Below are 12,748 nucleotides of genomic sequence, written 5' to 3'. Positions count from 1 at the left end.
CGTGCTGGTCGGTGGGGCGGGCTGCACGCCAGCCCGGGGCGGTGAAGGCGTCGCCGATGCCGGTGACGCCGCCGGGCAGGGACAGGATTTGGGTGGTGTTGGCACCGGCGAGGGTCGGTACGGGTGCGGCGGTGTCCCACCACAACGGTGTCCCGTCCACGGTGGCAAGTTCACCGAGCGCGTCAACGTGGAGCCGGTGACGGGACACCTCGGCCCCGTCCCGGTCCCTCTCGACGGTCCCGGTGAGGTAGCCGGCGGGGCCCCACGCGTACTCGGTCCAGGACCCGTCCGCCCCGATCACCCTGACCCTGCGGCCCAGTCCGTCATACACAAACTCGGTCCGGGCACCGTCAGGTTCCGTAACAGTAAGGAGCTGGCCCGCGGCGTCGTAGCTGTAGGTGCGTGACCCGGTGGGGGTGGTTTCGCGCAGCAGCCGGCCACCGGCGTCGTACACCCATTCCAACACCGACGCAGCGGTGGTTCCTGTTTCTGTGGTGGCGCCGGTGGTTGCGGTGGTCAGTTGCCCGGCGGTGTCGTATCCGTACCGGGTAGTGACCCCGTTCCGGGCCAGGGTGGTGATCCGCCCGCCGTCTTCGCGGCCGATGAGTGTCACATCCGCTGTGCCCGGGTCATTGGTGGTGGTACGGGTGTGCTCTGCAAGGCTCCCGTCCCGGTATACCCATTCCTGCGTGTAGTTCCCGGCGGTCGCGGTGGTGATCCGCCCGGAGGGGTCGTGGGTGAAGGCGGCGTCCCCGAGCAACGGGTTGGAGACCTTCACGACCCTCCCTGCGGGGTCGCGGGTGTAGCGGGTGGTGGTCCCGGTGGGGTCGGTGAATCCGGTGCGGTTCCCGTCGCCGTCATACTCCCATGACAGCGTCCCGTTCCCGGTGCCGTTGGTGCGGCTGGTGAGGAGGCCGCGGCGGTCAAAGCACAGTTCGTGCTCCACCGCATACCCCGCCCCACCGGTGTGGTCCGTGATGACCACACGCCGGCCAGCCACGTCACGGCTGATGGCGGCGATCAGGGCACCGTCCACCGACGTGGACGCTTCCCGCCCCGCAGCGTCGTAGGTCCAGGTGGTCGTGTGACCGTCCGGGTCCGTTTGCGACAGCTGCCGGCCTGCCGGGTCATACGTCGCGGTCGTGACCCGGCCGAGCGGGTCCGTCACCGTGTCGACTTGGTCCGTGGCCGTATACGTCCGGGTGGTGACCCCACCGAGCGGGTCGGTGATGCGGGTGAGGCGGCCGCGGGTATCGTACTCGAACCTTGTCTCTCCGCCGACACCATTCGTCGTGGACACCAGCTCCCCGGCCACGTTGTAGCTGAAGCGGCGGGTCCCGTACCAGGAATCCTGGGAGAAGGTCAGCCGCCCGCACCGGTCATACCCGTACCGGGCCGTCCCCTCTCCCGGGGTGTGCTTCGCGGTCAACCGGCCACAGGCGTCGTAGGCGAAGGTTTCGACCTCCCCGGTGGGCAGTGTCCTCGCGGTGAGGCGCTGATCCGGGTCGTAGGACAGCTCCGTGACCGCCCCGACCGGATCAATACTGCGGAACGGGCGGCCGCAGGAGTCGTACTCGAACCGGGTCACCGCCCCCGTGGGTGAGGTGATGGAGGTGATCTTCCCCGCGGCGTCGCGGCCCAGGACCGTCAACCCGCCCTCACCATCGACCAACTCGACCGGGTTCCCCGCCGCGTCATAGGACACCAGCTCCGCGGACCCGTCCGCGGCCTCGACTTTCGTGGGGCGGCCGTACTCATCAAAACTATAAGTATTCGTGGCGAACGCGTCGGTCAGGGTCGCGGTGCCGTTGGACCGGTCGGTGACCGCTCCGGTGCGGACCCCGGTCGGATCCACGACGGCGGTGAGGGCACCGACCGTGTCGTACTCCCGCACCCAGTCATGCCCGGCAGGGTCCGTGATTCCGATCAGCCGGGAGAGGTTGTCGTGGGTGAACCCCCACGACGCCCCGTCCGGCAACACCGCGGCCGTGAGGTTCCCGAGCTCGTCAACAACCCGCTCGATACTGCGGCCCAGCGGGTCGGTGGTGCGGGCCAGTTCACCATTGGGGGCGTACTCGAATTCGGTCCGGCCCCCATCCGGGGCGATCATTGCCGTGGTCCGGCCCGCGGTGTCGTGCTCGAACGCCCACACCGCCCCGTCCGGATCTTGGCGGCGCACCAGCACCCCGGCATCGTCGTAACTGAACCGGGTCTCTGCCCCCGACGGGGTGAGCGCGGTCACCGGCCTGCCGGCCTGGTCCCGGACGATCCTCGCGGTGTCACCGGCCGCGTGTCGGGTGGCGGTCAGGTCCCCGAACGTGTCGTACTCAAAGCTGATCGTGACCCCCACCGGGTCCGTGACCTGGGTCAGGAGCCCGTCCCGCCATACCAGTTCGGTCCGGCCGCCCAGCGGGTCCACGATCACGGACGGGTCCCGGGAGAGGTCATCGGCGTACTCGTAGGTCACGGCGGCACCGGACGCGGTGACCAGGGTGGTGATCCGGTCCTGCCCGTCCCAGCCATAGGTCAGGTCCGCGCCTTCCGGGGTGACGGTGCGGATCTTCCGGCCCCGGGCGTCGTAACCATGGACCGTGACCGCGCCGTCACGCTCGGTCAACGACACCAGATTCGAGTGCCCGTCATAGGACATGGACTGGCGCCGGTCCTCCGCGTCCAACACCCCCACCAGCCGGCCCTTGGCATCGGCGACCCAGGAGTTCGACCGGGACCCGTCCTCATCCGAAACCACCGTGACCCGGCCCGGCAAATACGCGAACCTCGTCCGCCGCCCATGCTGCGTGACCTGCAAAACCACCCGGCCGGCCTCGTCATACGTGTTCTCGGCCTCCACTACCCCCGCAGCAGAAACCACCGAACCGATCAGGCCGGCCTCGTTCCACCCATACGTACGGGTCCCGGTCTCCGATCCCACCGTGACCAAACGGCCCTCGGCGTCGTACCCGTACTCGACCCGGCGCCCATCCGAACCCCGCACCACCGCGACCACATCATCAACGTAGTCGATCTCCACAAACCGGCCCCGCGCATGCACCAACCGGGACACCGCCCCCGGCCCACCACCATCGACCACGTCACTGCGGGCATCCGCGCTACCGGGATCCGCAACGCCGGACGCGGTCTCTGATGGTGTGTGGCGGTGGGCGGAGATGGTCCGGCCGGGCCCTGCCCCGGTCCCGAGCCACACCCCGGCGGTGGTGTAAGCCCACCAACCGCCCTGGTTATCCCGCACCACCAACACCTCGGAAACACCCTCCGGGACGGAGGACAGCTCCGCCAGGAACGGTGTGCTGGCCAGGTGGCGGGTGAGCCAGTAATTCCCGCCCACCGCGCGCGCCCAGCCGGTACCCTCACGGGGGAAATCCACCGCCCGCCCGTCAGCCATCACCCAGCGTCCGCCCTCATCCGTCAGGACCAGGTGCTGGTCCAACAACGACGCCCACCCCGGACCGAACACCCCGACAGTGTCCAGGCCCGAACCGAGGGAGTTATACATCCGGGACAGGACCAGGTCAGCGGACGCCCCGGCGAACCCGAGATCGGTTTCGGGTTCAATGAAGTTCCCCGTGGCAGTGCTCACCGGGTCATTGGCATATCCGCTCGAGGGCACCGCCCCGGCCGCCGTGGGCAGGTCAATCACCAGGCCCGTCCGGGTCCCCGAAACCCCCGCAGCGGCCAACGCCTCGTTCACCGCCGCGTCCGACAGGGTCGAAACCGCCCCCTCGCTGCCGGCGGCAGCGAACGCGTCCGCGACCACCACCGCCCACGCCGCATCAGCCTCATTCAACCGCAAATACTCCCGGAACGCCCTCACCACACCAGCAGCGTCAATCCGGCCCCACCCACACCGGTCCGCGAACGAAGACAACTCCGACTCCAAGGACCCCGGCACCGACGCGATCCCCTCATCCAAGCCACGGGAACCAGCAGCGAAACTCCGCAACGATTCCGGACGGGCCGACGAGACCCCGCCCCCGTACCCACCACCGGGGGCAGGAGTCTCCCGCGCCCCAGACCCCGGAGACTCCGAAGGGAACGACGGCGCTGAACCGGGCTCCATATTCGGACGCGGCTCCTCACCACCCCACCAGTCACCAAACTGCTCAAGCCAGTTGCGGTTGTTATGCCGCCTCACCCACTCGTTGTTCCGCCGACGCCGGTCATCCTCGTCCCGCGCCTCGGAAATCATGGTCCCCACATACCCGGCCACCGTCCGCAGCGCCGAGGCCAGGGACTCCGCGTCCCGGGACGCCGTGGCCGCGTTCGCGGCAAACACCTCCGAAAAATGCCCCCGGAAATCCTCCCCCGCCCCCGTCACCAACGGGGCACGCGAGCCAGAATGCTCCACAACCCGCGACGCTGCAGACTCAAAAGCACCCTTCACCGCCTCGGCAACCCCATACACAAACCGGCCACCATGAGCAAAACCGGAATCCGGCAACAACGGCATCTCAACGAACTCGGTCACAACCACAGCCCCCCACTGAACAAGAACGCGAACAAAACCAACAAACCCACACAAACCCGGCACCACAAGAACACAGCGCAACGGCCGGGCAACCACACCACGCATCAACGTGGCACGATCACCCGGCCCTCACACCCGAATCAAGAAAGGGGAATCAGGCCCCGCCACCAGCAGAGAAAATATCCTGCGAAATCTTCTGCAATTGACCCCGCAACTGCTCCAACTCTTCCTTGGCCTTATCCAACGCAGCCTTCGTCTCCGGCCACGTCGAACCACGGAACTCAGCAGCCAACGGCCCATCCCACACATTCGGATCCGACAACACCCTGCCCTGCGCATCCAACGCCGAAATCTGATCCGTAAACCCACCAGTAATAATCGACTGCACCTGACCAATAGCAGCCTTGGCCTGCTCAGTAGACAACACACGCGACATGAAAACCCCCAAAGTGACAATCATTGAACCGCCGACGGCAACACCGCCGGGGCCGGACAAGCCCGACACTATCAACATCATTTCAATAAATCCAACGAATTGTGAAACTACTGCCGTCGACGTACCGGTACGTGGCCCTCCGAATAGTAGCCGTGGCCCGCATTTTAGCTCCCTGCTCCTCGAGACGCGTGATCCCCAGGACTTTGTCTGCCCCTCCGCGTACTGTCTGCGTCATGGCAAAGTTCGACCCAGACCGTTTCCAGAAGATGATGGCCGAGTTGAACGCGGAAGCCGGCGTAATAGTCCGGTCACCTCTGGAAGAGTTTGAACCCGATTTTGATTACCTACCTACAACCGGTGAGGTATTCGGTGGCATAGCTGCGGAGTAGTCTTTGGTGCTTCTGGGTAGTTGCTCCTGAGTTCGTTTAGGCAAGCCGGTTCCGCGGTTGTCGCTGGGCGCCAGGTAGTGCCTACGCTCTCCACCATGATCATGATGACGAATGAAAACAAGCCGCCCCTGCCTCCGATGTACACACTCATGGAGGTAGCTGACATGTTCAAAGTCAGCCGCTCCACGGTCTACCGGCTCAAGTTGAGCACCAGTGGCCTCACTCGAACGTAGGCTCGGAAATTCGCTTCTCTGAACGAGACGTACAGGCAATCCGGGCTAAGTACCAAAAGCCCGAACCCGAGCCACGCTCACGAGCACCACGGATACCCAAGCGTGGAGAGGCTCAGCGCCCCAGGATTCCCAAACAGGTCTAGCGCCCACAATTTGCCCACATTTTGCCCACAACAACTATGAATCAACGTTATGCATGATGGTTGTGTTCCGCGGAATCTCAGGGTTTCCCCTGCCGTCGCTGCTGAGGGAGAGGTTTCAAATCCCACCGTCACCGCCAATTAGAAAGGCCCTGCTTCCCTTTGTTTATGAGGGAAACAGGGCCTTTTCTTATGTCTGTATCGAAGCACCGAGACTTCCAGGTCCTCATGTGGTAGCCGAGTGACGACCTGCACGGTGGAGACGTCCCGATAGTCAGCGATCACCTTACGCGCCACATCTCAGGTGGTCGGCGGAACCCTTTGCGTCCTGTTGATGCGGAGGAAAGCGATCTCCCTACCCATCATGAATCCGATGGCCGACACGGGGACGCTTATCAGAGCGAGGCCCTGCCACGGGGCGGGCAACAAGAGGAGTAGCCCCACTTCCAGCACGATCAGGACATATATGGCCCAGGATGGACCATTGACGCCGCTAAGGACGCCCACAGCGGCACTCGCCAGCAAGCCCAGCCCCACAACCAGAAAGGACGATGCCATCTCTTGGTGGGGCCGGTTTCCGATTAGCACCACAACCAAAACCGTTAGGAGGACCGCTGGGATTAGCATCCTCAGCCAAAACTCACGAAGCGCGCTAGCACTCTTCGGTCGCCGTTGACGATGGTTGTCCACTAGCTGCCCTCCAAAGTCGACTTCCCGCAGCCCAGTACATGGCCCCGCACACGCTCAGTCCCATCCAGCGCGTGCAGAACCGCTTTAGCCGCCCGCGGGGCGTCCGCCACCAGGACCGCAAGGAGCGCCCCGACTTCCACCAGCCCCCCCTCTGATGCCCCGCCCGTCACCGGGGGTCGAAGCGCCGACCTTCTGCCTTTGACGGCATAAGCGCCAGAATCAAAACAGCCAGTCCGCCGACCAGGGGAACAAGCCCAACGAACGCAAGCGGACCCGCAAGATTTGCATCATGCAAACGCCGCCAAAGCAACGACAGCTGCGGCACCACAATGGCCAGCCCCAGAACAACGACGAGAATGAAACCTACCACCATGAGACTTCCAGTCGGGGCGTTCACAATACCAGGAGCGGCCTCATAGAACACTTCTTTCCCGGTGGCCGGATCGAAACCCATGGACTGCACGTTAGGGTTCTGCTGAGCCCAGGCAGTACTGGCCACGAACCCGATAGTCATCACGAGGTATGGGACCACCATCACCAGGAAAACGAAAAGCTGACTCCACCAGAACTCACTCCGCGAGGCGCGGCCAGCGAACTTCGCATACTTGGCAAAGAACCGCTTCACCGACTTACCAAACGACGCTCCATATAGAGGACCAGCCAGCTCGCCCGAACCTGTAACCTCCGCTACGCCTCCGCCTGCAGAATGAGCCGTCTTAATATCCATCTGTCTTCATGTCCTTCCCAGAAACTATCGATAGAAACCAACATACAACTAACTTCCAAACCGCAATATTGTCATCTGTAGAAGATGATACGCATGAGTAATTTTAATAAACCACAGATCAGCAGTGGAAACCTCACGAACTAGACCTCCCGCGAACCCACCCTTTTTGGCAGCTCAAGAAATCTGGTGCACTGAACACGAAACACAGTCACCAGCTAAAAGCTAACGACGTTCGCCTGCAGTCAGTGTCAGACCAATCAATAGGCCGAGAGGGCGTCCCGTCCACAGCGCACCGCCCGTCAAGCCAATCACCGGGATAACATTGGAAAGAACCGCGAAGGCTAAGCTGCCTAAGATGATGGTGGTGCCAAACGATAAAGTGGCGGCAAAGTTGGATTTCCAATACGTCACACATCCAACGCCAAAGGCAGTAGCAATAACGACAATAGCGTTAGCAGTCCATACGGATATTCCATACTCTTCGGTCCTATTGACACACAGCCGGGTCGGTGATGCGGCCGGGGTGTCGTACTCGAACCCGGTCCTGCCACGCACCCGTTCGTCGTGGACACCAGCTCCCCGGCGCTGTTGTATTCAAAGCGGCTGGTCCCGTGCCAGGAACCCTGGGCGAAACTCAGCCGCCCAACCTTGTCGTAACCATGCCGGGCTGCCCCCCGGCGTGAAAGTACGACGGCGACGGGAAGCGTGCCGCTTTCATCAACCCACTAGGGCTCCGCCCGCTGCGCACCAAGCCAGCATGCATCCAGTCCCTTGCTCATTCACACCGACCGAGTCGGATTGGTACGAAATGGAATCAGACAAGCCGCGCAAGCTACCCTCCAAAGAAGCCACCCGCGGTAAGAATTCCCTGTGCAAAATATGCTTGAAGGAAAACGCAAAACAGCACAAATAGGCTAACAAACAAGTAAGCTCTGATTCGCCCTCCTTTGGACATCTGATGCGCTTTAGGGTGTTTTGCCGTCCTCCAAAAACCAATTATAGGAATTAGTGCCGGGAATAAGGCAACCTGCATGGGAATGCCATTTCCAGGCCTATTATACTTGCCGTCATACGGCATTCTAGTGTCCCAAGGAACGCTAAAAATTACGAATACGGCGATTAGAACACAGACGATTGATGCAATCAAGCAAAGAATGCTGATAAACTGAGTAATTTTCTTACCCAATAGCAGATCTTGCTCGCCGTATCGCCTATCATCGGCCCCATCACCCGCTCCTGAGCCTGCAGCTTCCTTTACCACGGCGTTACCCCGATTTCCTCCCCAACAGATTTCACACTTTCGACGATAGCTCCCACATGAGCGCTACCATGCGCTGCCAAGGAATGCGTCACCCAGCCTGGGTTAGAGTCCAATGCCGATGCTCCTGGGAAGTGCGACGCCGCTGCCCCAGCCAGACCATCGAACCCCGCCTCGAAAAGATTGTAGTCTTCTCCATTGATCATTTTATCTAGGGACCCTCCCGCTATCGATGCACCCGATGCAACTGCATACTGCATGAGTGCAGAGTCGAATTTCTGGGTAAGTGGTCGAGCCAAGTATCCGGATTGCGAGCCCACGGAACCGCTCACAATGCCGTTTACGGCGGCCCCAGCAATTCCGGCAGGTTTCCAGTCACTCTGCGGGGTTGTCACGAAATACATGCCTGTGTTGCCGAGGCCCCCCGATATTCCATTCGTCAGTGCCGCCCTGCCCATCTGCTGCGCCGACAACTGCGACAAGCAAGTCCCTGCACTGGTACTGACACGGGACACCCCCGCAGTGACCGCAGTCCCAACACGCGAACCCACAGCGCCGCCATAGAAGGAAGAGGAATAGTACTACTCGAAGTAGCCGCCTGCGGTAAGGATGGACTGACCCATAACCCACTGGCCAGCAAGACATGCCATGATCATGGCTGTTCCTAGAATGTAGGTCCCGACGCGAGACCCCTTTCGCATTCGGTGCGCATCGGGCTTTCTACCGGACCGCCAAAAGAGGAAGAGCACAAGAAACACAATAGGCATAGCCATCTGCATGGGAATCCCATTGCCAGAGCGATCAAACCTTCCGTCGTAGGGCATTCGCGTATCCCAAGGGACGTGAGTGAAAACAAACACTGCAATACCTGCACAAAGCAATGCGACAATCACGCAAAGTATGTCTATATATCTACAGGCTTTCCTTCCCAATCGCAGATCTTCATCCGTGAAATCATCCTTTGCCTCAGAATTCCCCTTTGCACCATTCTCATCATCTACCACAGTGGCGCCCCTGTTCCTTGCTTTACAACTTCATTGCCCACAAATTTCACGCTTTCAACGATAGCCCCGGCATGCGCTCCGCCGTACGCTGCCATGCTGTGAGTCATCCAGCCTGGATTGGGACTCACTTCCGCGGCCCCTGGGAAGCGTGTAAGCAGCCCCCCGCCCAGTCCGTCATAGACCATCTCCGCGGCTCCGTAGCCCTCACCACGAATCGCATGATCAACGGAGCCGCCAGCTAGTGATCCTCCCGCGCCGACACCGTATTGAACGAATGACGAGAACCGACCTGTCAGCGGTTGGGCTAAATAGCCCGCTTGGGAGCCAATGGCTCCGCTGACGATACCGCCACCGGCAGCTCCGAGGACGCCCTCGGGTTTCCACTGGTTCGGTGATCGCTGTACAAGGTACATGCCTGTGTTGCTCAGTCCCCCCGATATCCCATTCGTCAGTGCCGCACGGCCCATCTGCTGGGCCGACAACTGCGACAAGTAACTCCCCGCACCGGCACTGACACGGGACACCCCCGCAGTGACAGGAAACCACACAAAGGAGACGGATGAAGCGGACTGCCTTCTTTCCCAACAGCAGGTCTTCTTGCGTGAACTCACCTTCCCAGTGACTATCTCCGGTTGAAGGGCAATCTCCATCGTTTAGCCCCACAGCGGTGCCCTGTTCCTTGCTCTACAAATTCATTTCCCACGAATTGCACGCTTTCAACGATAGCCACAGGATGCGCTCCGCCGTACGCTGCCATACTGTGGGTCATCCATCCTGGATTGGGACTCAGTTCCTAGGCGCCCGGAAAGCGCCCAAGAAACGACCTCAATTGCCCACATATCGTTGTCAAATTACTTCCAGGAAGGTTCCTACCTGTCGAAATATCCGCCAATCGTGAGAATCTCCTGTCCAATAAAAAACTGTCCAGCAACACAGGCGGAAATCATTAAGGCGGTAAGAATATAGTAGGCTATTCGCGAATTTTTTCCCATATGATGCGCATCGGCTTTTTTACCCGACCGCCAAAGAGCAAAAAGGACTGCCGCGCACGGAATGAAAGCGATCTGCATTGGAATACCGCTTCCACTGCGATCAAATTTGCCGTCATAAGGCATTCGTGTATCCCACGGCACGCTTATCATGACAAAAATCGCGATGGCAAGACAAGATGCCAACGCAGCTAGGCAGAGGATAGTCTTTACCTTCACCGCCCGCTTTCCTAGGCGCAAATCCTCAGAAGTGAGCCCCTGAGGTGGCTCCTCACCCCCGCCTTCGGGAATGGCTCCATCATCTACCCCCACAGCGGTGCCCCCGTTCCTTGCTCTACAAGTTCATTTCCCACGAATTTCACGCTTTCTACGATAGCCCCGGCATGCGCTCCGCCGTACGCTGCCATGCTGTGGGTCATCCATCCGGGATTGGGGCTTAGTTCCGAGGCGCCGGGGAAACGCGTGAGAAGTGCACCGCCCGCGCCGTCAAATGCCATCTCCCCGATGCCATAGCCTTCCCCGCGAATTGCATGATCTACTGCACCACCAGCCACGGAACCGCCGGCACCAACACCAAATTGGACCAGCTTTGCGAGGTCACCTCTGATAGGAACTGCTAGGTAGCCAGCTTGGGAGCCGATTGCACCGCTGACGAATCCACCCGTCGCTGCTCCGATGGCACCCCCGAGAGTCCACTTATTATCCGGAGATCTTTGGAGGTGATACATGCCGGTGTTCCCGATACTGCCCGATATCCCATTAGTCAGCGCGGCCCGGCCCATCTGCTGGGCCGACAACTGCGACAAGTAACTCCCCGCACCGGTACTGACACGAGACACCCCCGCAGTGACCGCAGTCCCAACACGCGAACCCACAGCCGACACAGCAGACCCTGCCCTGGCCGCACCCGACGCAACCGCGGAACCCGCACGGCCCATCGCCGGAAGCAACTGCGTACTCACCGCCGTCCCTGCCCGACCGAGCCCAGCCGTCACAGCACTGCTGACCTTCCCGGCCAACGGTCCTGCCACCACGCCAACAGCACCCGTCAACGCCACCTGGCCCCAGTTCACAGAGCCCGTCGTGGCTTTCTGGATAATCGTGTCAGCACCCGCACCGATCAACGCCAAACCAACAGGCCCACCAACACCGCTGGCCATGAGGGCACCACCGACAGCCACCATCGCAACACCGGCAACATATTCCTTGTTCTTGTGCCACCAGTCTCCTGCTGCGGCGAACGCGCCGCGGGAGGAGCCGTCGTAGGCTTTCAGGTCAGCATCGCTCAGGGGCCGCAGGCCGGTGGGGTCGGTGGTGTTGAGGGGGTTGTTTCCGGCGTAGGAGTAGGGGTTACCGTCCCAGCCGGCTCCCAGGACGGGGGCGAGGGGGTCGGCGGACAGGAACCCCCGGGTGGCCGGGTCATACGCCCTGGCACCGAGCCATTCAAGCCCGGCGATATCGATCCCGCCACCTGCGGTCAGGGTAATACCGGACGGCAACACACTACTGAAGCCCGCATTAGCAACTCCAGGGCTGCCCGGGTTGGGGGTGGTGGGGTTTCCGAGGACGGCCCAGGGGTCGTGCTGGTCGGTGGGGCGGGCTGCACGCCAGCCCGGGGCGGTGAAGGCGTCGCCGATGCCGGTGACGCCGCCGGGCAGGGACAGGATTTGGGTGCTGTTGGCACCGGCGAGGGTCGGCACGGGTGCTGCGGTGTCCCACCACAACGGCGTCTCGTCCACGGTGGCAAGTTCACCGAGCGCGTCAACGTGGAGCCGGTGCCGGGATTGTTCGGCCCCGTCCCGGTCCCTCTCGACGGTCCCGGTGAGGTAGCCGGTGGGGCCCCAGGCGTATTCGGTCCAGGACCCGTCCGGGTCGATCACCCGCACCCGACGGCCCAACCCGTCATACACATACTCCGTCCGGGAACCGTCAGGTTCCGTCGCGGACGACAGCTGACCTGCGGCGTCGTAGCTGTAGGTGCGTGACCCGGTGGGGGTGGTTTCGCGGAGAAGCCGCCCACCGGCGTCGTACCCCCACCCCACCACCGAAGCCGAAGCCGACGCGTTCTGGCTGTCGGTGGTGGTGGTTGCGGTGATCAGTTGCCCGGCGTTGTCGTACCCGTACCGGGTAGTGACCCCGTTCCGGGTCAGGGCGGTGATCCGGCCACCGTCCTCGCGGCCGATGAGTGTCACATCAGCTGTGCCCGGGTCATCGGTGTGGGCGCGGCTGTGCTCGACGAGTGCCCCGTCCCGGTACGCCCATTCCTGGGTGTATTGGCCGGCGGTGGCGGTGGTGATCCGTCCGGAGGGGTCGTGGGTGAAGGCCGCGTCCCCGAGCAACGGGTTCGACACGGCCGTGACCCGGCCCGCGGCGTCGCGGGTGTAGCGGGTGGTGGT

At 62.0% G+C, this 12,748-nt stretch carries 8 protein-coding genes; 2 read left to right on the top strand and 6 right to left on the bottom strand.

The window, feature by feature from the left end; all coding sequences use genetic code 11:
- Both BMY91_RS22710 and BMY91_RS22705 read right to left on the bottom strand, forming a co-directional pair.
- The coding region (locus BMY91_RS22710; RefSeq protein WP_177179993.1) for a DUF6531 domain-containing protein at positions 1–4,486 on the bottom strand (4,486 nt) is incomplete at its 3' end.
- A gap of 154 nt (positions 4,487–4,640) precedes the next feature.
- Positions 4,641–4,982: a pyrophosphorylase gene (locus BMY91_RS22705; RefSeq protein WP_256212882.1), complete on the bottom strand. Its 342-nt coding sequence runs from the start codon at positions 4,980–4,982 to the stop codon at positions 4,641–4,643.
- Between the two features lie 173 nt (positions 4,983–5,155).
- Here BMY91_RS22705 and BMY91_RS23250 point away from each other — a divergent pair, with 173 nt between their 5' ends.
- Together BMY91_RS23250 and BMY91_RS23020 are read left to right on the top strand one after the other, a co-directional pair.
- Entirely contained in the window at positions 5,156–5,311 is a 156-nt protein-coding gene (locus BMY91_RS23250; protein WP_177179992.1) for a hypothetical protein, read from the top strand.
- Positions 5,312–5,406: 95 nt separating this feature from the next.
- On the top strand, positions 5,407–5,544 hold the full coding sequence (locus BMY91_RS23020) for a MerR family transcriptional regulator (protein ID WP_143054097.1): 138 nt from the start codon (positions 5,407–5,409) through the stop codon (positions 5,542–5,544).
- Between the two features lie 440 nt (positions 5,545–5,984).
- Here BMY91_RS23020 and BMY91_RS22700 read toward each other — a convergent pair whose 3' ends face one another.
- From BMY91_RS22700 to BMY91_RS22675, 4 genes are all read right to left on the bottom strand, one after another.
- Positions 5,985–6,242 carry a hypothetical protein gene (locus tag BMY91_RS22700; RefSeq protein ID WP_143054096.1) on the bottom strand — a complete coding sequence of 86 codons (258 nt, stop codon included), beginning with the start codon at positions 6,240–6,242 and terminating at the stop codon, positions 5,985–5,987.
- Positions 6,243–6,540: 298 nt separating this feature from the next.
- Positions 6,541–7,101: a DUF805 domain-containing protein gene (locus BMY91_RS22695; RefSeq protein ID WP_090826402.1), complete on the bottom strand. Its 561-nt coding sequence runs from the start codon at positions 7,099–7,101 to the stop codon at positions 6,541–6,543.
- Between the two features lie 3,131 nt (positions 7,102–10,232).
- Complete coding sequence (locus BMY91_RS22680) at positions 10,233–10,664, bottom strand: hypothetical protein (RefSeq protein ID WP_090826393.1); 432 nt, start codon at positions 10,662–10,664, stop codon at positions 10,233–10,235.
- Positions 10,655–12,748: RHS repeat-associated core domain-containing protein (locus BMY91_RS22675; RefSeq protein ID WP_305728419.1), on the bottom strand; the 2,094-nt coding region annotated here is incomplete at its 5' end. The genes BMY91_RS22680 and BMY91_RS22675, both read right to left, overlap by 10 nt.

The organism is Arthrobacter sp. yr096 (genome assembly GCF_900108925.1).
Taxonomy (GTDB): Bacteria; Actinomycetota; Actinomycetes; order Actinomycetales; family Micrococcaceae; genus Arthrobacter.
The sequence above is the reverse complement of the archived record's forward strand: the minus strand, read 5'-3'. Positions and strand labels throughout refer to the sequence as shown.